20 protein-coding genes are annotated in these 21,569 nt (G+C 58.9%); 7 read left to right on the top strand and 13 right to left on the bottom strand.

Annotated elements, in window-relative coordinates; genetic code table 11:
* Positions 1-184 precede the first annotated feature (184 nt).
* Positions 185-1,183, top strand: a complete 999-nt coding sequence (locus PLD_RS08425; RefSeq protein ID WP_159891647.1) for an AraC family transcriptional regulator — start codon at positions 185-187, stop codon at positions 1,181-1,183.
* A 9-nt stretch (positions 1,184-1,192) separates the two neighbouring features.
* On the opposite strand, the gene PLD_RS08420 is transcribed toward PLD_RS08425, so the two are convergent.
* The 3 genes from PLD_RS08420 to PLD_RS08410 all read right to left on the bottom strand — a co-directional run bounded on the left by PLD_RS08420 (position 1,193) and on the right by PLD_RS08410 (position 3,935).
* A complete protein-coding gene (locus PLD_RS08420; RefSeq protein WP_159891645.1) occupies positions 1,193-2,539 on the bottom strand; it encodes an ATP-binding protein in 1,347 nt (448 codons plus the stop codon).
* The gene (locus PLD_RS08415) at positions 2,536-3,213 is read right to left on the bottom strand and encodes a response regulator transcription factor (protein ID WP_159891643.1); all 678 of its coding nucleotides are present in this window, start codon (positions 3,211-3,213) and stop codon (positions 2,536-2,538) included. The genes PLD_RS08420 and PLD_RS08415 overlap by 4 nt, the downstream gene beginning before the upstream one ends.
* A 119-nt stretch (positions 3,214-3,332) precedes the next feature.
* Positions 3,333-3,935, bottom strand: a complete 603-nt coding sequence (locus PLD_RS08410; RefSeq protein WP_159891641.1) for a hypothetical protein — start codon at positions 3,933-3,935, stop codon at positions 3,333-3,335.
* A 208-nt stretch (positions 3,936-4,143) separates the two neighbouring features.
* Here PLD_RS08410 and PLD_RS08405 point away from each other — a divergent pair, with 208 nt between their 5' ends.
* Positions 4,144-4,875 carry a 4'-phosphopantetheinyl transferase gene (locus PLD_RS08405; protein WP_159891639.1) on the top strand — a complete coding sequence of 244 codons (732 nt, stop codon included), beginning with the start codon at positions 4,144-4,146 and terminating at the stop codon, positions 4,873-4,875.
* Positions 4,876-4,879: 4 nt separating this feature from the next.
* On the opposite strand, the gene PLD_RS08400 is transcribed toward PLD_RS08405, so the two are convergent.
* Together PLD_RS08400 and PLD_RS08395 are read right to left on the bottom strand one after the other, a co-directional pair.
* Positions 4,880-6,490 (bottom strand): ATP-binding protein, encoded by a 1,611-nt coding sequence (locus PLD_RS08400; protein ID WP_159891637.1) that lies wholly within the window; start codon positions 6,488-6,490, stop codon positions 4,880-4,882.
* Positions 6,487-7,209 carry a response regulator gene (locus PLD_RS08395; protein ID WP_159891635.1) on the bottom strand — a complete coding sequence of 241 codons (723 nt, stop codon included), beginning with the start codon at positions 7,207-7,209 and terminating at the stop codon, positions 6,487-6,489. Before PLD_RS08395 ends, PLD_RS08400 begins: the two co-directional genes overlap by 4 nt.
* A 756-nt stretch (positions 7,210-7,965) precedes the next feature.
* Here PLD_RS08395 and PLD_RS08390 point away from each other — a divergent pair.
* A complete protein-coding gene (locus PLD_RS08390; RefSeq protein ID WP_159891633.1) occupies positions 7,966-10,857 on the top strand; it encodes a ribonucleoside-diphosphate reductase subunit alpha in 2,892 nt (963 codons plus the stop codon).
* 229 nt (positions 10,858-11,086) lie between these two features.
* Here PLD_RS08390 and flgE read toward each other — a convergent pair whose 3' ends face one another.
* The 6 genes from flgE to PLD_RS08360 form a co-directional block, all read right to left on the bottom strand.
* Complete coding sequence (gene flgE / locus PLD_RS08385) at positions 11,087-12,430, bottom strand: flagellar hook protein FlgE (protein WP_159891631.1); 1,344 nt, start codon at positions 12,428-12,430, stop codon at positions 11,087-11,089.
* A gap of 29 nt (positions 12,431-12,459) precedes the next feature.
* Positions 12,460-13,188 carry a flagellar hook assembly protein FlgD gene (gene flgD, locus PLD_RS08380; protein ID WP_159891629.1) on the bottom strand — a complete coding sequence of 243 codons (729 nt, stop codon included), beginning with the start codon at positions 13,186-13,188 and terminating at the stop codon, positions 12,460-12,462.
* Between the two features lie 15 nt (positions 13,189-13,203).
* The gene (flgC, locus tag PLD_RS08375) at positions 13,204-13,647 is read right to left on the bottom strand and encodes a flagellar basal body rod protein FlgC (RefSeq protein WP_159891627.1); all 444 of its coding nucleotides are present in this window, start codon (positions 13,645-13,647) and stop codon (positions 13,204-13,206) included.
* 3 nt (positions 13,648-13,650) lie between these two features.
* Positions 13,651-14,058, bottom strand: a complete 408-nt coding sequence (gene flgB, locus PLD_RS08370) for a flagellar basal body rod protein FlgB (RefSeq protein ID WP_159891625.1) — start codon at positions 14,056-14,058, stop codon at positions 13,651-13,653.
* A gap of 254 nt (positions 14,059-14,312) precedes the next feature.
* Positions 14,313-15,140 (bottom strand): protein-glutamate O-methyltransferase CheR, encoded by an 828-nt coding sequence (gene cheR, locus PLD_RS08365; protein ID WP_159891623.1) that lies wholly within the window; start codon positions 15,138-15,140, stop codon positions 14,313-14,315.
* 45 nt (positions 15,141-15,185) lie between these two features.
* The gene (locus tag PLD_RS08360; RefSeq protein WP_159891621.1) at positions 15,186-16,118 is read right to left on the bottom strand and encodes a chemotaxis protein CheV; all 933 of its coding nucleotides are present in this window, start codon (positions 16,116-16,118) and stop codon (positions 15,186-15,188) included.
* Positions 16,119-16,193: 75 nt separating this feature from the next.
* Between PLD_RS08360 and flgA the strand changes: the two genes are divergently transcribed.
* From flgA to PLD_RS08340, 4 genes are all read left to right on the top strand, one after another.
* A complete protein-coding gene (flgA, locus tag PLD_RS08355) occupies positions 16,194-16,955 on the top strand; it encodes a flagellar basal body P-ring formation chaperone FlgA (RefSeq protein WP_159891619.1) in 762 nt (253 codons plus the stop codon).
* 151 nt (positions 16,956-17,106) lie between these two features.
* On the top strand, positions 17,107-17,424 hold the full coding sequence (gene flgM, locus PLD_RS08350; RefSeq protein WP_159893438.1) for a flagellar biosynthesis anti-sigma factor FlgM: 318 nt from the start codon (positions 17,107-17,109) through the stop codon (positions 17,422-17,424).
* A 48-nt stretch (positions 17,425-17,472) separates the two neighbouring features.
* Entirely contained in the window at positions 17,473-17,940 is a 468-nt protein-coding gene (locus tag PLD_RS08345; RefSeq protein WP_159891617.1) for a flagella synthesis protein FlgN, read from the top strand.
* Positions 17,941-18,036: 96 nt separating this feature from the next.
* Complete coding sequence (locus PLD_RS08340) at positions 18,037-18,783, top strand: flagellar brake protein (protein WP_159891615.1); 747 nt, start codon at positions 18,037-18,039, stop codon at positions 18,781-18,783.
* Between the two features lie 55 nt (positions 18,784-18,838).
* On the opposite strand, the gene PLD_RS08335 is transcribed toward PLD_RS08340, so the two are convergent.
* A complete protein-coding gene (locus PLD_RS08335) occupies positions 18,839-20,221 on the bottom strand; it encodes an MFS transporter (RefSeq protein WP_159891613.1) in 1,383 nt (460 codons plus the stop codon).
* A gap of 73 nt (positions 20,222-20,294) precedes the next feature.
* Complete coding sequence (locus PLD_RS08330) at positions 20,295-21,536, bottom strand: glutamine synthetase family protein (protein ID WP_178116162.1); 1,242 nt, start codon at positions 21,534-21,536, stop codon at positions 20,295-20,297.
* Positions 21,537-21,569 lie beyond the last annotated feature (33 nt).

Here is a 21,569-nt window from a genome sequence, read left to right as displayed (position 1 = left end):
CGAAAAGCCCTGCAGGCCTTTAAACACGAGGGAATGGGGGGCTGATTGGCATTGCGCGCTCCCGGCGCTGCTGGCGGATATCCGCCCATTCAACGAACCTCGTCCTACAATTTGGCGGATATCCGCCTTGTCCACTCTCGGGTGGCTGGCTAACATCCGCCCCTCAATGGACGGACCTGCCTTCATGCGCGAACGCACCATCGCCAGCCACTTTGCCCGCGCCGCCTTGGGCGGGGCACGCCGCCGCGGTTACGACTACGCGCCCCTTCTGCAACAACTGGGAATCAGCCCGGAACTGCTGGATCAGCCCAAAGCCCGCATCGCCCCCGAACAATTCACCCGCCTGCTGCAACTACTGTGGCGGGAGCTGGACGACGAATACCTCGGATTCGGTGAAGGCCCCAGCAAGCGCGGAACCTTCGCCATGATGTGTCACGCGCTGATCCACTGCCGCACCCTGGAAAAAGCGCTCAATCGCGGGCTACTGTTTTATGGCTTGTTCCCACAAGCCCCGCGCCTGAACCTGACGCGCGAAGGGGACATGGCTCGCCTGAGCCTGGACGATGCGACGCTATGGGACCCCGAGCATTTCCTCAGTGAAAGCCTGATGGTGATCTGGCATCGCCTGGCCAGTTGGCTGATTGGCCAGCGAATCCGCCTGGAGCAGGCAGGGTTCAGTTACCCGAAACCCGAACACGGCGCAGAATACGACCTGCTCTTTCCCTGCCCGCTAAGGTTCAGGCAGCAACGCAGCAGCCTGCTGTTCCACAGCCGCTACCTGGACATGCCACTGCTGCAAGATGAACGCACCCTCAAGCACTTCCTCGAACGCTCCCCCGCCGACCTGCTGTCGCGCCCCGACGAAGGCAACAGCCTCAGCAGCCAGTTACGCCGCTTGCTCAGCCGCGACCGCGAGCGCTGGCCCGACCTGGAAAGCGTTGCCCAGCACCTGCACGTCAGCCCGCAGACCCTGCGCCGCCACCTGCGGGAGGAAGGTTCCAGCTTTCAGGGGTTAAAGGATGAGTTGCGCCGCGATATCGCTATCTATCACTTGGGGCGGGCCGACCTGTCCTTGCAACAGATCGCCGAACAACTGGGCTTTTCCGAACCTTCGGCCTTTCATCGGGCGTTCAAGAAGTGGACCGGCCTGACTCCCGGCGCTTACCGCGCCCGGGAGCAGTGAGCCCAGCCGCTACAAGAGCGGAAAGTGAATGCGGAACGCCGCACCGCCGAGGGCGGAGTCCCCCAGGGTGAGTTTCGCGCCATAACTTTCGATGATGTCCTTGACCACCGCCAGACCGATGCCCTGCCCCGGATGCTGGCGATCCAGACGCTCGCCACGCTGGAGAATCCGCGCCCGCTGATCCGGCGGCACCCCCGGCCCGTCGTCTTCCACACACAGCTCGCAACCGTCCAGGGAGTCACGCACGCTGATGCGCACTGAGCTCAGGCATAGCCGGTAAGCGTTCTCCAGCAGGTTGCCGAGCAATTCCAGCAACGCGCCGTGCTCGATCGGCAAATAGCAGCGTTCGGGCAACTCGAACGACACTCGCACCTGCTTGTCGCGATAGACCTTGTCCAAGGTGTCACACAGGCTTTGCAACACCGGTCGCAGCCGTACCTGATGGCGCACCAGACCACTCTTGCGCAGGCTGGCACGCTGCAACTGATAGCTGATCTGTTGGCTCATGCGCTCGATCTGAGCCTGCAGGACCCACGCCTGCTCACGGTCCTGAGGCCGCTGCGCCATGTCCTCACTGACGCCCTGCAGCACCGTCAGCGGTGTTTTCAGGCTGTGGGCCAGATCATCCAGGGAGTCCCGGTAGCGGCTGCGCTGCTCACGCTCGCTTTGCAGCAGGCGGTTCAACGAACCGGTCAGGCGCAACAGCTCCCGAGGATGCTCCTCACTCAAGCTCTGGCGAGTACCGCTCTCAATCTGGTCCAGCTCCTGACTCAAACGGCGCAGCGCCTGCAAGCCCCAAGTCAATCCCATCCAGAGCAACGCCAGGAGCACCAGCAATGCCGCGCCAAAGCCCAGGTAGAGGTTCTCTCGCACGCCTTCGAGCGTCTGCTGGTACTCACGCACCGGCTGCAACGCCACAATACTGAAGGCCGCACTCTTGCCCCCCAGCAGCTTGATCTCAACGTCGTAGACGAAGAACTCCTGGCCATTGGCTTCGCGGATCCTGGCGAACTCATTGCCGCGCCCGTCATAGCGCGGCCGGTAGTTGATGTTCTCTTCCTGGGTCGCCCGCGAGCGCCAGACCAGATGCCCTTCACGGTCATAGATGTAGCCCAGCAGGCGGCTGTCGGCCAGATTGAAACGCTCGTCCGGTAATTGCGCCGGCATCTGCAGGCGGTTGTTCTCGATCCGCGCCGCCGAAATCAGGGTGGTGACATCCGACGCCAGGCGCTGCTCGATGGAGTCCTGCAACGCCAGGCTGAACGCACCTTGCATGGCCGGCAGCAACCCCAGCATGAACAGCACCGCCAGTGTCGTGGCCGCCAGCATCAGCCGCAGGCGCAGCGATCGAATCATCGACAACGCTCGTTGAACAGATAGCCCAGGCCGCGCACCGTCTCGATCGGCTTGAAGCCCGACGGTCCTTCCAGCTTGCGTCGCAGGCGGCCCACCAACACCTCGATGACATTCGGATCACGCTCATCGTCATCCGGGTACAACTGCTCCATCAGTCGGTCCTTGGCCACCACTTGCTGGTGATGAAGCATCAGGTACTCGAGGATCCGATACTCATAAGCGGTCAGGGCCAGGGGCTGCTCATCCAGGGACGCCTGCTTGCGGTTCAGGTCCAGCAGCAGCGGACCGGCCGTGATGGTCGAGTGGGTAAATCCACTGGAGCGCCGCAGCAGCGCATTGAGCCGCGCATCCAGCTCCTCAAACTGAAACGGCTTGACCACGTAGTCATCGGCGCCGGCGGCCAGGCCTTCGACCTTGTCCTGCCAGTTGCCACGGGCGGTAAGAATGAGGATCGGAAAGGCCTTGCCTCGGGCGCGCAGTTGGCGGATCAAATCCAGTCCGCCCATACCGGGCAAGCCCAGGTCGATCACCGCCAGATCGTGATTGAACTGCTCGGTCTGATACAACGCCTCCTCGGCGTTCGCCACCGATTCGACCACATGACCGCTGTCGGTGAGGCGGGTTTGCAAGTGATGACGCAACAGCGCCTCATCTTCGACGACCAGCAACTTCATAACGCTCTCCCAGGCAAAATTCGACATCTCCAGGGGCGCCCCTGCGCCCTGATGATTGATACGCCAACGCCGGACCGTGCCCAAGGCACGATCCGGCGCGGTTCAAGGCAGGCTGCTTATCAGAAAGCGTAGTTGACCGACAGATAAGTCTGAGCACTGCTGGTGAGGCTCAACGAGCCCTGTTTGCTGCCACCACGCTCGCTCATTTCGGTCCCGGCATTACTGCGCAGGTAACGGTAGCCAAGCTCCACCGAAGTGCTTTGGGAAACCTGTTGCAGAACACCCGCCTGCAGCCCTACCGCGTAACCGATATCGCTGTCACGGCTGAACCCTGGCGACTCTTGAGTCAGCTTGGTAAGCCCCGCGCTAGCACCACCAAAGAGCTTGGTGCTGCTGGTCACCGGCAGGAACATATCGTAACTGCCCAATAGATTCTGCTGACGCAGTTTAATGCCATTGTGAGAACCCGAAACGTAATCGTAAGTGGCGTAGTAACGACCTTGGTCATTCTGCTGACCAAAGCGCACACCATAGGTGTTGTCTTTGCCAATCACGCCATCCGCGTTCGGATGATCGAGGTTGCTGTTGAGCAGGCTGGATTTTTTAACCTTGTCGCTGGTCTGCCCCAGGGTCAGGCTGGCGAAATTGCTGTCAGCGGCTTGGACGGCGGCGCTGGCGCCGAGAACGGTAAAGGCCAGGATCAGTTTTTTCAACGAAGTCATAGGAAGTTTCCTTTGCGCTATTGGCTTTTTGGGTACCGGGCTAGAGTAAACAGCACGCCCTGAACTCCCCCTGAACACTCCCTTAACCTCGCCTGAACCAGACTCATCTGGCTGTCCTACCGATTTTTTAACCCGAAACGCTCACTGGAGATCCACCTGAGCGCTGCATGGCTACCCTCGAACGCGGCAACCCGGCACACTAGCGCCCATGAATGCTCTCCCCCCTCTTCCCGCCTGCTGCACCCCTCTGGACGCTTCCTGCCCTCTGCCGGAAGCCTTGCCCAATACCCTTTGGCTGCGCACCCGGTTCGATCCCGGGCAATTGACCTGCGATGATTTCCAGCGCAGCGGCATCGAGGCTCCACCGAACATCCAACGTTCAGTGGCCAAGCGCCAAGCCGAGTTCCTTGCCGGACGCCTGTGTGCCCGGGCGGCTCTGCGGCAATTGCAGCAACTGGATTGGGTGCCCCCCATAGGCGCTGACCGGGCCCCCATCTGGCCGGACCATATCTGCGGCTCGATCACCCACAGCACCGGGCAAGCCGCCGCCATCGTCGCCGACAAGCAGCATTGGCAAGCCCTGGGCATGGATCTGGAAAATCTCCTCAGTCACGAGCGAGCGGCCAATCTGGCTGAGCATATTCTCACGCCGGCAGAGCTGCAGCGTCGCGACCAACGGCCACCCGAACAGCATGCGCTGGCGGTGACCCTGACCTTCTCGATCAAAGAAAGCCTGTTCAAGACCTTGTATCCGCTGGTGCACAAAAGCTTCTACTTCGAACACGCCGAAGTGCTGGAATGGAGCCCTGAGGGGCAAGTGCTAATGCGCCTGCTGACCGACCTGTCCGAGGAGTGGCACCACGGCCGAGAGCTCCAGGGGCAGTTCGCCGTCGAGGATGATCAGGTCCTCAGCCTGATCGCCATCAAAGCCGGTGCCTAGGCCTTCAACGAGGCTCCTGGTGCCGTGGCCAGCTCAGGCTGAAGCAAGCGCCGCCGAGGCTCTTGCTTCTGCTGATCAACGCTCGCCCGTCATGCCAATGGATGATTCGCCGCACAATCGATAATCCCAGCCCGTGCCCACCAGATGCCCGGGTCCGGCTGTCATCGAGGCGCAGGAACGGGGTGAAGATTTTCTCCCAGGCGATTTCCGGCACACCGGGACCGTCATCCTCCACATCCACGCGGCAGCGCAATTGCCCAACCTGATAACTGACCGTCACCTCAGACTCGGCGTGGCGCATGGCATTGCTCACCAGGTTCTGCAACGCCCGATGCAAATAGCGTGGTTCGGCCTCGACCCACGCCCCATCACAATCAGCGGCGGACAGGCAAAGGCCGCGCTGGACCTTGAGGTTGGCCCGCAGGGGGGCCAGTTCGCTGATCACTTGGTTGATCAAGGCGTCCAGGTCGATGCGCTGGAAGTTCAAGGCTGGCGAGCCCTGCTCCAAACGCGCGTAGGTGAGCATTTCGTCCACCAGCCGGTCGAGGTCCTGAATATCGTTGTCCATGCCGTCCAGGTACTTCTGCCGGACCTGATCCGTGCTTGCCGACGCGATCATCTCCAGGCCAAACCGCAGCCGCGCCACCGGCGTACGCAGCTCATGAGACACCGCACGCACCAATTCGCGCTGGATCGCCAACAACCGTTGCAGGTGCTCGGCCATGCCATTGAAGGCCGCCGCCAGACGCCCCACCGAATCCGCCCCGCGCGCCGGAACCCGGGTTTCCAGGCTGCCTTTGGCGATGCGCGTGGCCGCCGACTCCAGGCCACTGAGTCGCCGCTCCAACTGGCGCACCAATAAATAGACCATAAGCCCGATCAGACTCAGGCCCAGCACTGCGATCAACACCAACCACTCAGGAGGATAAGGATTCATTTGATACAGCGGGCCGATCTCCAGCACCCAGGGCGTACCCACCAGCCCGGCGAACACCCGGATCGAGTCCCCTCCCTTGCCCAGGGCCATCACCGTATCGCCCTCGGCAACTCGCCGACGCTGGTCATCGTCCATATCGGCGGTATCCAGGGTCGACAGATGCATATCAAAGCCGAAGCCCTTGGCCTGTTTCAACGCCGCCAATCGCTGGGGCTGCTCCGCCACCGGATAACGCACCAACTCATCCGCCAGCAGATAGATCGTCGCCCGCGCCAACTGTTCGCTGATCTGCTGCACCTCGGCGCTGAGCAGCAATTGCTCCTGCTCACTGACCAGCCGATAGACCCGGGCGGCGAATGGCCCGGTCTGCTCCACCAGGGCCTGGCCACGCAGCACCCGACTGCGCTGGCCGCTGTCCAGATTGGTCTGGCTGAAGGTTTTCAGGCTCAGGGGAATCCCCAGCAGGCGCTCCCACACCGCCAGGGCGCGGCGACGCTCAATCTCGCTCATCGGTTGCAGATTGTCGGCCATCAGGGAAAAAGTGCCGTGGGCCAGCCGCTCGCGGTACTGCTCGCTGCGCACCTCGTTCAACAAGTGCAGGGCCAGAACCCCCAGCAACGCCACCATAATCAGCGCAGCGCACATGCCGCCGTAAATACGCAGGAAAATCGAGTTCACTGCGGCATGTCGGCGGCGGCTTCAGGAACGAACAGATACCCCTTGCTGCGAATGGTCTTGATCAGTCGCGGGTGATCCGGGTCATCACCGATCTTCGGGCGGATGCGCGAGATACGTACATCAATGGAGCGATCCTGACCGTCATAGCCGATGCCGCGCAGGGCAGTAAAGATTTCTTCCCGAGACAGGATCCGTCCGGCATTAACCACCAGCAGCCACAGCAGGTCGAACTCGGCACTGGTCAATTCGATGCCGACATCACTCAGCCAGGCTTCACGCAGGGCATTGTCCACCACCAACGGGCCGAACTGCAGGCGTCGGGTTTTCTCCGGCACAGCCTCCGGCGCTTCGCTGCGCCGCAGCAAGGCCTGGATACGCGCCAGCAACAGCCGTGGACGCACCGGTTTGCAGACATAGTCGTCGGCCCCCAGGTCCAGGCCCATGACCTGGTCCATGTCATCGGTACGGGCGGTGAGCATGAGGATCGGCCCATCAAAGCGATCACGAACCTTGCGGCAGATACTCAGGCCATCCTCCCCTGGCAGCATCAGGTCAAGAATCACCAGGTCCGGTTGCTCGGCGATGATCCGCGCTGCGGCCAGCGCGCCATTACCCTCGATCGCTACCTGTAACCCATTGCTCTCCAGGTAGTCACGCGTCAACTCAGCCAGTCGCTGGTCATCCTCAACAATCAGTACCTGCCAGGCGTCTTGCACCACGTTCGACCTCTTTTTTATGTCCAGCACCAGGTGGGCATGACCCCCATCTTATTGTCATGAAAACGCTGGATAACGGGTCATTGGAAAAGCCTGTTATCTGCGGCGGATCGCAGCGGATTGTAGCAACCGGCGCAGCCCCCTTTACAAGCGGCTAAAACGACTCGGTCAAGGCGATTTTTTATGATAGGGTTCGCGCCCGCAAAAATCCGCCCAAGGCAATTTCAGGCGGTAAAAAACAGTGACAAACGGTTCCAAGCACTAGGGCTGCGGGCTACGTGAGTTTTACCCAAACCATGCACAATTTACGCACAACCTTATCCACAGGCAGCACGTTGCAATCAGCCCCCAAAACGCATTATCTTGTAGCCCGGCGGCTAAAAATCCCTATATCTAGGGTTTTACACAAAAAACCAAACACAAATCAGACAAGAAACTCAAGCCCTATTCTTGCCCCTGTTTGGCGGAACCAATCGCCGCTTTAGAAGACCAACAACGCGCGTGCGGATGGCACCGCTTTCAACCCTGCCCAGGAGAAAGCGGTACGGGTGTTGCAGTCAAAGACTGCCACCCATCAGGAACACAGTGTCGCGCCACGGCTCGACACCCAAGACTTCGGCATGGAAGCGGCGCCTACAGCCCCCCTTCCTGAACTGTCCCGAAGTCGTTATGTCCGGCCCAGCCGGCTGTAGTGCTTCAGGACGGAACGGTGGGCACCCCAAGGGTGCCCAATCAAACATAGAGAACGTGGAGACACCCATGCAAACCGACACAACTCGCGAGAACTCGCCGGCCAATGCGCCGCTGGCTGCTGATTCAAACCTGGATCTGTCTGCCACTGCGCCTGGCCAATTGCGCGTGATCAAGCGTAACGGCACTGTCGTTGCTTACACCGACGACAAAATCACCGTCGCTATCACCAAAGCGTTCCTCGCAGTTGAAGGCGGTACCGCCGCTGCCTCGTCGCGTATCCACGACACCGTGGCACGCCTGACCGAACAGGTCACCGCGACCTTCAAGCGTCGCATGCCTTCGGGCGGCACCATCCACATCGAAGAGATCCAGGATCAGGTTGAATTGGCCCTGATGCGCGCAGGCGAACAGAAAGTCGCCCGCGACTACGTGATCTACCGCGACTCCCGCGCCAAAGAACGCGCCACTCGCTCCAGCAGCGAAGAGCCGGTACAAGCTCACCCCTCGATCCGCATCACCCGTGCCGACGGCAGCTTCGCCCCTCTGGACATGGGCCGCCTGAACACCATCGTCAGCGAAGCCTGTGAAGGCCTGGAAGAAGTCGACGGCGACCTGATCCAGCGCGAAACCCTGAAAAACCTCTATGACGGCGTGGCCCTCAAAGACGTTAACACCGCCCTGGTGATGACTGCTCGCACCCTGGTGGAGCGCGAGCCGAACTACTCGTTCGTCACCGCCCGCCTGCTGATGGACACCCTGCGCGCCGAAGGCCTGGGCTTCCTCGAAGTGGCCGAAAGCGCCACTCACCACGAAATGGCCAACCTGTACGCCAAGGCGCTGCCGGCCTACGTCGCCAAGGGTATCGAGTTCGAATTGCTGAACCCGGTACTGGCTGAGTTCGACCTGGAAAAACTCGGCAAGGCGATCAACCACGAGCGCGACCAGCAGTTCACCTACCTGGGCCTGCAAACCCTGTATGACCGCTACTTCATCCACAAGGATGGCGTGCGTTTCGAACTGCCGCAGATCTTCTTCATGCGCGTGGCCATGGGCCTGGCGATCGAAGAGAAACAGCGCGAAGACCGCGCCATCGAGTTCTACAACCTGTTGTCGTCCTTCGACTACATGGCCTCGACTCCAACCCTGTTCAACGCCGGTACCCTGCGTCCACAGCTGTCGAGCTGCTACCTGACCACCGTTCCGGACGATCTGTCGGGCATCTACGGCGCCATCCACGACAACGCCATGCTGTCGAAATTCGCCGGCGGCCTGGGCAACGACTGGACACCGGTTCGTGCGCTGGGCTCCTACATCAAGGGCACCAACGGCAAGTCCCAGGGCGTCGTACCCTTCCTGAAAGTGGTCAACGACACCGCTGTAGCTGTTAACCAGGGCGGCAAGCGCAAAGGCGCGGTATGTGCCTACCTGGAAACCTGGCACATGGACATCGAAGAGTTCATCGAGCTGCGCAAGAACACCGGTGATGATCGTCGTCGCACCCACGACATGAACACCGCCAACTGGATCCCCGACCTGTTCATGAAGCGTGTCTTCGATGACGGTAAGTGGACCCTGTTCTCCCCGTCCGAAGTACCAGACCTGCACGACCTGACCGGCAAGGCCTTCGAAGAGCGCTACGAGTACTACGAAGCCCTGACCGAGTACCCAGGCAAGGTCAAGCTGTTCAAGACCATCCAGGCCAAAGACCTGTGGCGCAAGATGTTGTCCATGCTGTTTGAAACCGGCCACCCATGGCTGACCTTCAAAGACCCGTGCAACCTGCGCAGCCCGCAGCAGCACGTGGGCGTGGTCCATAGCTCGAACCTGTGCACCGAGATCACCCTGAACACCAACAAAGACGAGATCGCGGTCTGCAACCTGGGCTCGATCAACCTGCCGAACCACATCAAGGACGGCAAGCTCGACACTGCCAAGCTGCAACGCACCGTGAACACCGCCGTGCGCATGCTCGACAACGTGATCGACATCAACTACTACTCGGTGCCGCAAGCGAAGAACTCCAACTTCAAGCACCGCCCGGTGGGCCTGGGCATCATGGGCTTCCAGGACGCTTTGTACCTGCAGCACATTGCCTACGGCTCCGACGCGGCCGTCGAGTTCGCCGACAAGTCCATGGAAGCGGTCAGCTACTACGCGATCCAGGCTTCCTGCGACCTGGCCGATGAGCGCGGCGCCTACGAGACCTTCCAGGGTTCGCTGTGGTCCAAGGGCATCTTGCCGCTGGATTCGCAACAGATCCTGATCGAGGCTCGCGGCCAGAAGTACATCGATGTGGACCTCAACGAAACCCTGGACTGGGCACCGGTTCGTGCCCGTGTGCAGAAAGGCATTCGTAACTCCAACATCATGGCCATCGCACCGACCGCGACCATCGCCAACATCACCGGCGTATCGCAGTCGATCGAACCGACCTACCAGAACCTCTACGTGAAATCGAACCTGTCGGGCGAATTCACCGTGATCAACCCGTATCTGGTTCGCGACCTCAAGGCTCGCGGCCTGTGGGACTCGGTGATGATCAACGACCTGAAGTACTACGACGGTTCGGTACAGCAGATCGAGCGCATCCCGCAAGAACTCAAAGAGCTCTACGCGACCGCCTTCGAAGTGGAAACCAAGTGGATCGTCGACGCCGCCAGCCGTCGCCAGAAGTGGATCGACCAAGCTCAGTCACTGAACCTGTACATCGCCGGCGCTTCGGGCAAGAAGCTCGACGTGACCTACCGCATGGCCTGGTACCGTGGCCTGAAAACCACTTACTACCTCCGTGCCCTGGCCGCCACCAGCACCGAGAAGTCGACCATCAACACCGGCAAGCTGAACGCTGTTTCCAGCGGCAACCACGGTGACGACTCGGTCCTAGCGGCTCCCGCCGGTCCTGCTCCTGTACCAAAGGCTTGCGCCATCGACGAGCCGGATTGCGAAGCTTGCCAATAACCTGAGCCGACAGGTGCCCGCGGGCACCTGCCTCGCCCCCCGATAGACCTCCGGTTTATCGGGGGTTTTCTTTTGCCCGCAATAAACCGGCAGCCGACCTCAAACATCGCTCAGGCCCAGAAGGCGTGCCCCCCCCATAAAGACAGAAGCACAATGGGCAACAGGACACCGACATAAAAAAAAGCCCCTCAATGAGGGGCTTCGGGTAGAGCGCGCTAGCGAACCGGCATCAGGTCATCTGAATGATGGTCTGCATGATGGTGCTCTGGGTGGAGATGGTCTTGGCGTTCGCCTGATAGTTGCTCTGGGCCTTGATCAGGTTCACCAGTTCGTTGGTCAGGTTGACGTTGGATTCCTCCAGGGAGTTGGACACCACCGAACCCAAGGTACCGCTCTTAGGCGCGTCATAACCTGGAATACCGGACGAGTAAGTCTCTTTCCACTGGGTGCCGCCTACCGGCTGCAGACCCTGCTCATTAGTGAAGCTGGCCAGGGAGATCTGGCCGATCGCCTTGGTCTGCTCGTTACTGAAGTTGGCCAACATCACGCCGGAACCGTCGATGGTCAGGCTGCTGATCTGTCCCGTGGAGTAGCCATTCTGCGCAATCACCGTGCGATTGGTATCGCCAAACACCGAACCGGTCTTGGTCATGTCGATGCTCACGCCGTTTGGCGCTGGCGCCGCACCGTTAGGCGCGAACACGCCATTGGTGACGGTACCCGGGGTCCAGGCAGCAGCCGACATGACAATGCTGTTACCGGTAACGGTATACGGCGTAGTCGCAGGCGCAGCGGGCGGCGTAATGCTCTGCAGCTTGCCCGACGAATCGAAGGTTATGGTGATCGGCGACTGGTTAGCCATGCTAAAGGCCGAGCCGTCCGGGTTGCGACCGTCGATCAGGGTGTAGGTCTCCCAGGTATTGGCGTTCGGCGTCTTGATCATGTACTGATCCATGACGTGCTTGTTGCCCTGAGTGTCATAGACCGGCGTACTGAACTGCTTGGTGTAGGTCGTGTTGTCGCCCGGCTTGAAGACGTACGCAGGCGCTGTCGCCGCCGTATCGATCGGGTCTGCGTCGGAATCCAGGTTGATCGTCGAAGAGATCGCGTCAGTTGGCTTCGGCGCCAAATTGGAAGTATCGATCCGCAAGTCGGTCAGTACGCCGTTGATGATCTTGCCGTTGGCATCCACGGCATAACCTTGCAGGCGGGCGGTACCGTCACTGTTGGTAATGAAACCTTCCTTATCGGTCTTGAAGGTGCCCGCACGGGTGTAGGTCAAGGAACCGTTGGTGCTGAGCACGAAGAAGCCCTGGCCCTGGATGCCCATGTCCAACACGTTACCGGTGTTGTTGATATCACCGTTGGTAAACTGCTGGGAGACGTTGGACAAGCGCACACCATTACCAATCACCTGGCTGCCGCTACCCAGTTTGGTGGCCGAGTACACGTCGGCGAACTCCGCACGGGAGGATTTGAAGCCGGTGGTGGCGACGTTGGCGATGTTGTTGCCGGTAACGTCCAGCTGTTTGTTGGCAGCGTAGAGACCGCTAAGGCCGATATTGAAAGACATATTCCACTCCTTGTGCCGGTTAGTCGGCTCTAGATACCAATAGTTTGTACTTTGGACAGGGCAATCGGACTGCCCATGCCTGCCAGGTTCAACATCAACTCGCCACCGCTCTGACTGATGGTGACGCTGTTGACGGTCGCTGGCAGATAAGTGATCAGATCAGTGCCCTTGCCATCAATGGTGGTGCTGGCCTTGAAGGTGTAGTTACCTGGATCCGCCTTGGTGCCGTCGGTCTTGGTACCATCCCACACGAAGCTGGAATTACCCGCCTTCTGGCTGCCCAGATCGATAGTCTTGACGGTGTTGCCGTCCTTGTCGGTAACCGTGACGGTGACCGAGCTCACGCTAGAAGGCACCGTCACCGAACCGGTCATGCTCTTGCTGGTATCCACCTGAGTGGTGCCGGTTTGAACAATCACCGAGCGCCCTACCAAAGAGGAGGCCTGCAGAGCCTGGGACGACTTGTAGTTGCTGGTAATCGCATTCACCGTGGTATTGAGCTTGGCCATCTCACCCAAGGAAGCGAACTGCGCAAGCTGCGCGACAAATGCACTGTTGTCCTGCGGATCGAGCGGATTCTGGTTACTCATCTGAGTGACCAACAACTTCATGAAAGAATCCTGATCCAACGCCTTTTTGCCGGCGACACTATTCGTCGCGGCAGCCAGGCCATCGGCGCTGGTGGCCGCAGTTTTCTTCGACGAGTTGGCCAGCACATCCTTAAGGGATGGAGCACCGGTGGTGTCAGTAACGCTCATTGGCTTCGCCCCTTATCACTGACCCAAGGTCAGGACCTTCTGCATCATGGTTTTGGCGGTGTTCATCATTTCAGCATTGGTCTGGAACGAGCGGCTGGCAGAAATCATGTCGGCCATTTCCTCCACCACGTTGACGTTGGGGTAGTAGACATAACCCTTGGCGTCAGCGGCAGGATGGTTCGGCTCATAGCGGGCCTCAAGATTGCTCTGATCCTCGACGACGCCCAACACTTGTACGCCCTGTCCGGCAGCGTCCTGGTTCTGGAACAGCGAATCGCTGCCACCACTCTGCGCACTCTGGAACATGGTGGCGAACACTGGATGACGAGCGCGATAGGTCTGATCAATGCTCGACGACACGCTCTCAGCGTTGGCGATGTTACTGGCGACGGTGTTCAGGCGCGTGGTCTGAGCGCTCATGCCGCTACCGGCAATATTGAAAACACTGGCAAGGGACATGAATTACTCTCCGCGCAGGGCTGCAACCAGCCCTTTGAATTTGCTGTTGAGCAGCGTGAAGCTGGCCTGGAAATCCACCGCGTTCTGCGCATAGCTGGACTGCTCCAACTGCGCATCCACGGTGTTCTGATCGATCGAAGGCTGCATCGGCGTGCGATACAGCAGCGACTCATCGCCGCTGCTCAGGCCTTGCGCTTCGATATGCCGGCTATTGGTCATGTTCAACGCGAACGTACCGTTCTTGACCTTCTCGTTCTGCTCGGCGAGTACCGCGGAAAAGTCCAGATCCCGAGCCTTGTAGTTCGGGGTATCGGCGTTAGCGATGTTATTGGCCAGTACTTCGGCACGCTTGGCGCGAAAGCCAAGAGCCTCTTCGTGGATACCAAGCGCTTTATCGAAGCTGATGCTCATGTCGGGAAACCTTCGGGTGACCTGATTTTTCGTAATTTTGATTTAGCAATCAGCGTGCCAAGTACTCAAAGCCCGTAAATCAGGGGTTTTCCAGCGATACCCAGGCGGCAATGCCAGAAAAGCGGCAATGGATTTCCGCGAAACGCCGGCAAAGCGGCAATCACTCTGCCGCTTTCAGCTCGTCTCACCGGCAAAATGACACGCACAAAAAAGGGAGATCCGAAGACCTCCCTTTTCATTGCAGCCGATACTGATCACTTCGCCTTGTAAATGATCCCCGGACTGCATTGCACCATCTGATAATGATCCGGTAGACCGTTGAGCGCTTCGGAAGCTCCGAGAAACAGGTAACCGCCAGGCTTCAGGGTGCTATGAATGCGCAACAGAATGTCCTTCTTGACCTCGGCCGAGAAGTAGATCAACACATTGCGACAAAACACGATGTCGAACTTGCCGAGGCTGGCATAGCTGTCCAACAGGTTGAACGAGCGAAACTCCACCCGGTTCTTGATTGGCGCCTTGACCACCCAGCGCCCCGGTCCCTTGGGTTCGAAATAACGCTGCAGGCGATCGGCTGACAAGCCACGACCAATCGCCAGGCTGTCGTATTCGCCAGTCTTGCAGTTGTTGAGCATGGCGCCGGAGAGGTCGGTGGCAACAATCTGCACCCCCATCTTCAACTGCCCCATATTACTGCGCTCGAACTCATCGATGGACATCGACAGCGAGTACGGCTCTTGCCCCGACGAACAGGCGGCCGACCAAATCCGCAGACGCTGATTGGGACTGGCCTTGATCGCCTCGGGAAGCACCTTGTTCTTCAAGACCTCAAACGGATAGGTGTCACGAAACCACAAGGTTTCGTTGGTTGTCATCGCATCCACGACCATCTCGCGCAAACCGCTGCGAGGTTGAGCCTGAATACGCTGAACCAGTTCGCCCAAGGTTTTTATCCCCTGCTGCTCCATCAGCTTGTTGAGACGGCTCGAGACGAGATATTGCTTATTCTCCCCGAGCAAAATACCACAGGCTTTTTCCAGGAAGACCCGGAACTGTTCAAAATCCAAATTACCCGTAGACAATGCTGCCGCCTCTTATATCTTATTGTCCGCCAAGGGCTGATGCCCTCAGCTATGGTCTGCTGCTTTGATCCGGTCAACTACCCGGGATGCCAGGTCATCAGGACGGAACTTGGCAAGGAAGTCATCAGCACCGACCTTCTTCACCATCGCCTGATTGAACACCCCTGACAACGAAGTATGCAGGATGATATGCAGCTTTTGCATACGCGGATCACTGCGTATCTCAGCCGTGAGAGTGTAGCCGTCCATTTCGGGCATCTCGATGTCGGAAATCATCATGAGGAACTCCTCTTCCGGCTTCTTGCCCTCGTCCACCAACTTGCGCAGGTAATCCAGCGCTTGCCGTCCGTCATTCAGCGCCACAACCTCAACGCCCACGGTCTGCAAGCAACGGGTGACTTGTTTGCGCGCCACTGACGAATCGTCAACGGTAAGCACCCGCAAGGAAACCGCCTTGTGCTGGGTTTCAGCATCCACCACCCCCACCGAGATCGACTCGGAAGTGGGCGCAACTTCCGCCAATATTTTTTCTACGTCGATGATCTCAACCAACTGGTTGTCCACCCGAGTCACGGCCGTCAGGTAGTGATCGCGACCGGTCCCCTTGGGCGGCGGATGAATTTCTTCCCAGTTCATGTTGACGATACGTTCCACCGAGCGCACCAGAAACCCCTGAGTTTTGGTGTTGTACTCAGTGATAATGACGAATGGATTGCTCTGATCCTGCAATCCGCCAGAGCCAGTGGCCATTGCCAGATCCAAGATCGGAATGGTTGCCCCTCGAATATTTGCAACACCGCACACCACAGGACTGGATTTGGGCATCACGGTCAGCTTGGGGCATTGCAGCACCTCACGAACCTTGAATACGTTGATCCCATAGAGTTGCCCACCATCCAGACGGAACAGCAGCAGCTCCAGGCGATTCTGCCCAACCAATTGCGTGCGCTGGTTTACCGAATCCATTACACCAGCCATGCCCAGACTCCCCAAAGCTTTAAGATCCGACGCACGCTCATTGCTAAACGGCACGGGGCTTGCTTTTTAACTGTTATGAACGCCAAAACGACATTTTTCCGACGCCTGACCTCTAACTACCGCAAATTGCTTTGCGGGCTGTCGGCGTTATGCATTTTAAACCCTGGCGGCCCTGCCGTTGCTGATTCGGTCACCCTGCCTGATCTACTTATCGGCGTCACTCAAGGGTTTCTTGAATTCACGGTAGAAGACTATCTGGCAACCAGTCAAACGGAAGGACGCTACGAAATTCAGGTCAACCAGTTGGATCCGCGCATGCGCATGCCTGCTTGCGACAAGGAATTGACAGCGAGCTTGGAAAGCCCGGCACAACCACTGGGGCGGGTCACCGTGAAAGTTCGCTGCGAAGGCGCCTCGCCCTGGACAGTATTTGTGCCCGCCCAGGTCAAGCTGTTTCGCGAGGTGGTCACCACATCACGGCCTCTCAAGCGTGGGGGAATCATCGAACCGAACGACGTTACACTGCGTGAGCGCGACATCAGCCACAACAATCAGGGCTACCTGACTTCGGTGGATCAGGCTATTGGACAGAAGCTTGTCCGACCAATGGTCGCCGACCAGCTCATTACGCTGGTGCACCTGGAACAAGCTGAAGTGGTGCGCAAAGGCGACCAAGTGGTGATATCGGCGCGCAGCGGCACCTTAAATGTGCGCATGCCCGGCGAGGCGCTGTCCAACGGCGGCATGAGCGAGCAAATCCGGGTCAAAAACCTGAATTCACAACGCGTGATCAAAGCTCGCGTCACCGCCCCGGGTCAGGTAGAAGTCGCAATGTAGATCTCTGGCGCTCGACCCATTCGTTCCCTAAACTGTGACCCATTACGGGTCGCAGATACCTGCGCTGGCTCGTCGACAATTGAGCCTAAAGTTTTTCAGGGTATGGCCGAAAACATGGCAAGCGTCCAAATACCCAGAGGTTTTCTTCATCATGGTCATCGACTTTAGCCGTTTAAACAGCTCCCCTTCACTGACAGGCAGTATGCGTACCAGCACCAGCAAGGAAACCGGTGAAGCCGGAAAATCCGCGCCGCTGACGACCGCAGCCGAAACCAGCAAAAGCGGGGAATCGGTACACCTCAGCAATGAGGCTCAACAGTTGCAGAAGATCACTGACAAGCTGCGCGATCAGCCCGCTGTCGACAAAGCCCGCGTGGCCGAGTTGAAGCAAGCCATTGCCGATGGCAGCTATAAGGTCGACAGCAACCGTGTAGCCAGCAAACTGCTTAACTTCGAAGCCCAGCGCTAGCCACCGGCTCGCGCCAGGCTTTTGGACGCTTAATTCCCAAGGCCAGCCATGCACGACACCAACTTACTGCAACTGATCAATGATGACCTTGCTCCAGCGCAACAACTGCTGGAGCTGCTCAGAGCCGAATCGGTCGCCCTGCACGGCCGTGACATGCCGTTGCTGGAAGACATTCTGGCGCAGAAGCAAGCCCTGGTCATTTTGCTGGAACAGCATGGCCGCAAGCGCACGCAAATACTCGCCAGCCTGAATCTGCCCACCAACCGGACAGGCCTCGAGCAACTGGCCAGTCACTCGAGCCTGGGTACTCAGCTGCTTGAACAGAGCGATCTGCTGACTCAACTGCTTGCAGACTGCCAGGCCACTAACGAGCTCAATGGCCGCTCGATCCAGATTCAGCAGGCCACCACCGCCAACCAATTGAAAATCCTCAACGGCGGCGAACCTCCAGCCCTATACGACGCCCGGGGCTCTACCTCGATGCTTGCGAAGCCCCGCGCACTCAGTCAGGCTTAATCCGCAAAAACCAGCGCGTGCTACCAAGCCGTGAAACATGCTGGCAAAATGCTAGCCCCTGCGTGTAGTTGTATTTTGTCTGGAGATTGACGAACCGTGTTCAACACCTCAACCGCGGAAGATGCCCCGCAGCCACCTAAGGTGTTCACCACAGCGTTGGAAATTTCCTCCAACCTGCGGTTGCTGCAAGAGAGCCACGACCCGCTGATCATCACCTTCCACGAACGCAGCCAACGCTTCCAAAGCTACTTGGTGGAAGTGGACCGCGACAGCAACATGATCGCCCTCGACGAGATGATTCCCCGCGACGGCGAACGCTTCATGCTGGCCGGAGAGCCGTTTCGTGTTGAAGGCTTTCATGACGGCGTGCGTATTGCCTGGGAAAGCAATGGCGTACCGACGCTGGATGACTCCAATGGCGGTCGGTGCTACCGCACCACGTTGCCGGACGAAGTGGTTTATCACCAACGGCGCAATGCCTTCCGTGCCGCGTTGAAGCTGGCACAGCTGGTGGACATCGAACTCGGTGGTGAAAAGCTCAAAGCGCCCATCACCGGCAAGCTACTGGATATCTCCGCCACAGGCTGCAAACTGCGCTTTGATGGTGATACCTCCTCGCGCCTGCAACTGGGCCAGGTATATGAACGTTTCATCGCCGCCCTGCCCTTCGGCAGCATGACCACGCCAGTGGAACTGCGTTACCTGCATCACGAAGAACGAATCGACACGACTTTTGCAGGCGTGCGTTTTCACAACATGAGTGGCTTGGTCCAGCGCCAGGTCGAGCGTTTCGTCTATCAACTGCAGCGTGAAGCGCGGCGCTTCGATAAAGACGATATGTGATTGCTAGCAAACAATAAAAAACGGGCAATTGCCGCAAGGCACTGCCCGTTTTTTTTCAGGGCCTGGCCCCACTCAGGTGTTCTGGACCTGAATCATCCGGGGCAGCCTGCCCCTCTACTTGCTCAGCCTCAGAGTCCGGCGCAAGCTCCACATCCGACTCGGCGTCCGGGGCCGGAGTAGTCTGCATCTGATCCTGTACCACTTGCTCATCCACCCGAGGGTCAAGGGCGGCAACCAGCGGCGAACTGGACATACTGTCCGGCATCGCCACGTGATGCAGCGGCGCATCGTCTACCTGATGCAGATTGGTGACGGCCTTTGGTCGGATCCGCCAAACCAGGATCAAGGCAAAGAAGCAGAAGAAGGCATAAAGCATTTGGCTGCCGAAAAACTTCATCAACACCCCCGCAGCCAAGGGCCCGATACTCGCCCCCACGCCATAGGTCACCAATAACATCGCCGTCAGCGACACCCTTCGATCCGCCTCAACGTGGTCATTGGAGAATGCCACCGCCAAGGGATAAAGACAGAACTGCACCAAGGAACAAAGAAACCCCAGGACAAACAGCACTTCCAGTGACACCGAGGACAAGATCGCCAAGGGCAAAGCCGCTATCGCCAAAAACAGGGCAAAACAACGAATCAGCAACGCCCGGTCATACCGATCGGACAACCAGCCCAAGGGCCACTGCACCACCAGCCCGGCAAAAATACAGCTACCCATGAACAGACCCACCTGCTCGGTCGTCAGGCCCTGGCGCGAAGCATAGAGCGGTGCCAAACCGTAAAATGAGCCGACGATCAAGCCTGAACCAAGCACCGTACTCAAGGATTGCGGCACCCGCTTGATAAAGAATCGCGGCTCCATTGGTGCTGGATGCAAAGGCGCCGGGTGAATGCGCCGAGTCATCGCCACCGGCACCAGGCACAGGGCAAAGCACAGAGCCACCAACATCAACAGCTCCAAGCCCAAGGCCGGATGCATGACCAGAATAAGCTGCCCCAGAACCAGCCCCAGGTAAGAAGCGATCATGTAACCACTGAACACCAAGCCACGCTGATTGGCATCAGCCTGCTCATTGAGCCAGCTCTCGATGACCATGTACTGGCACATCATCCCCAGACCGACGATCATCCGCAGCACCAACCAGGCCGGCAGCCAATCCACCAGCCCGTGCCCAAGCACTGCGGCACCAACGATACCGGCACAGGTAGCGTAGGCACGGATATGACCGACTCGTGCAATCAGCCGGTGCCCCAGCTTGCCGCCCAATACCAAGCCGAAATAGTTGGCCGCCATCAAGGCCCCCACCCACAAGCCGTCGACATGATCGGCAGCCAGGCGCAGTGCCAGATACGTGCTGAGCAGACCCGAGCCGATCAACATCATCAGCGAGGCGAAATAAAGCGCTCGAAAAGACTTCCAAATTTGGCGCATCGGCGTTCCGAGCGGCTCCTTGAATGAGGGATTGAGCCCATGGCAACACAGGGCCCGATCAGCGACAGGTCGGTTAAGCCTGGGCCGCTAAAACACGCCGCTCCCAGGGGGTAATTTCATCAAAGAAGCTGGTCAACTCCATAGTCTTCGAAGCGATGTAACCTTCGATGAACTCACTGCCGAACAGTTCCCTGGCCAACTGGCTACGCTTGAGACGCTCCAACGCGGCATGCAAGGTACAGGGCAGCGACAAATTATCCGGCACTTGGAATTCGCCCTGAATTGCCGCCGTAGGCTCCAGTTCGTTCTCGATACCATGCAAACCCGCCGCCAAGCTCGCGGCAATTGCCAGATAGGGATTGGCGTCCGCCCCCGGCAAACGGTTTTCCACCCGGCGCGCCACAGGCGAACTGGCCGGAATCCGCAACCCTGCGGCCCGATTGTCATGGGACCAGCAGGCATTATTCGGCGAAGCGTAAGGATGGCACAAGCGCTGATAGGAGTTGACGTTGGGCGCGAACAACGCCGTGAAATCCGCCATTGCCGCCTGCTGGCCGCCGATAAAATGACGAAACATCGCCGTGGGCTGCCCGGCCTCGTCACTGAAGACGTTCCGATCGCTGCCCATCTCCACCACGCTCTGATGAATATGCATGGAGCTGCCCGGCGTATGCGCCAGCGGCTTGGCCATGCAGACCACCATCAGACCATGCTTGAGCGCCACCTCCTTGAGCAGGTGCTTGAACAAGAAGGTTTGATCCGCCAACAGCAGTGGATCACCATGCAACAAGTTGATCTCGAACTGACTGACCCCCATTTCATGCATGAAGGTGTCACGGGGCAGCCCCAAAGCCGCCATGCACGCATAGACTTCGCTGAAGAACGGCCGTAAGCCGTTGTTGGAACTGACACTGAACGCCGAGTAGCCCTCCTCACGCCGACCGTCCAGGCCCACCGGTGGCCGAAAGGGTTGAGCCGGGTCTTGATTGGGTGCGAACACGAAAAACTCAAGCTCGGTAGCCACCACCGGAGCCAGGCCCAAGGCCGCATAACGAGAGATCACCTGCTTGAGTTGACCACGGGTGGACAGCCGTGAACTTTCGCCGTTGAGTTCATCTGCATCACAAATGGCCAGCGCCCGCGGTGCTTGACTCCAGGGCAGGCGGTGAATCTGCTGAGGGTCGGCATTGAGCGCCAGGTCACCGTCGTCGCTGCCGTAAAAACGTGCCGGCGGATAACCGCCCATGATGCACTGCAGCAGCACCCCACGGGCCATCTGCAAGCGCCGCCCTTCGAGGAAGCCTTCAGCGGTCATTACCTTGCCCCGCGGTACGCCATTCAAATCCGC

It is taken from the genome of Pseudomonas sp. LD120 (assembly GCF_009861525.1).
Lineage (GTDB): Bacteria > Pseudomonadota > Gammaproteobacteria > Pseudomonadales > Pseudomonadaceae > Aquipseudomonas.
This window is presented reverse-complemented; position numbering and strand designations above follow the sequence as displayed.

What these genes read in the sequence shown, in the direction of transcription:
- PLD_RS08425 (WP_159891647.1), top strand. Translation starts at nt 185, where the DNA reads ATGCGCGAACGCACCATCGCCAGCCACTTTGCCCGCGCCGCCTTGGGC.
- PLD_RS08420 (WP_159891645.1), bottom strand. Translation starts at nt 2,539, where the DNA reads ATGATTCGATCGCTGCGCCTGCGGCTGATGCTGGCGGCCACGACACTG.
- PLD_RS08415 (WP_159891643.1), bottom strand. Translation starts at nt 3,213, where the DNA reads ATGAAGTTGCTGGTCGTCGAAGATGAGGCGCTGTTGCGTCATCACTTG.
- PLD_RS08410 (WP_159891641.1), bottom strand. Translation starts at nt 3,935, where the DNA reads ATGACTTCGTTGAAAAAACTGATCCTGGCCTTTACCGTTCTCGGCGCC.
- PLD_RS08405 (WP_159891639.1), top strand. Translation starts at nt 4,144, where the DNA reads ATGAATGCTCTCCCCCCTCTTCCCGCCTGCTGCACCCCTCTGGACGCT.
- PLD_RS08390 (WP_159891633.1), top strand. Translation starts at nt 7,966, where the DNA reads ATGCAAACCGACACAACTCGCGAGAACTCGCCGGCCAATGCGCCGCTG.
- flgE (WP_159891631.1), bottom strand. Translation starts at nt 12,430, where the DNA reads ATGTCTTTCAATATCGGCCTTAGCGGTCTCTACGCTGCCAACAAACAG.
- flgD (WP_159891629.1), bottom strand. Translation starts at nt 13,188, where the DNA reads ATGAGCGTTACTGACACCACCGGTGCTCCATCCCTTAAGGATGTGCTG.
- flgC (WP_159891627.1), bottom strand. Translation starts at nt 13,647, where the DNA reads ATGTCCCTTGCCAGTGTTTTCAATATTGCCGGTAGCGGCATGAGCGCT.
- flgB (WP_159891625.1), bottom strand. Translation starts at nt 14,058, where the DNA reads ATGAGCATCAGCTTCGATAAAGCGCTTGGTATCCACGAAGAGGCTCTT.
- PLD_RS08360 (WP_159891621.1), bottom strand. Translation starts at nt 16,118, where the DNA reads ATGGCTGGTGTAATGGATTCGGTAAACCAGCGCACGCAATTGGTTGGG.
- flgA (WP_159891619.1), top strand. Translation starts at nt 16,194, where the DNA reads ATGAACGCCAAAACGACATTTTTCCGACGCCTGACCTCTAACTACCGC.
- flgM (WP_159893438.1), top strand. Translation starts at nt 17,107, where the DNA reads ATGGTCATCGACTTTAGCCGTTTAAACAGCTCCCCTTCACTGACAGGC.
- PLD_RS08345 (WP_159891617.1), top strand. Translation starts at nt 17,473, where the DNA reads ATGCACGACACCAACTTACTGCAACTGATCAATGATGACCTTGCTCCA.
- PLD_RS08335 (WP_159891613.1), bottom strand. Translation starts at nt 20,221, where the DNA reads ATGCGCCAAATTTGGAAGTCTTTTCGAGCGCTTTATTTCGCCTCGCTG.
- PLD_RS08330 (WP_178116162.1), bottom strand. Translation starts at nt 21,536, where the DNA reads ATGACCGCTGAAGGCTTCCTCGAAGGGCGGCGCTTGCAGATGGCCCGT.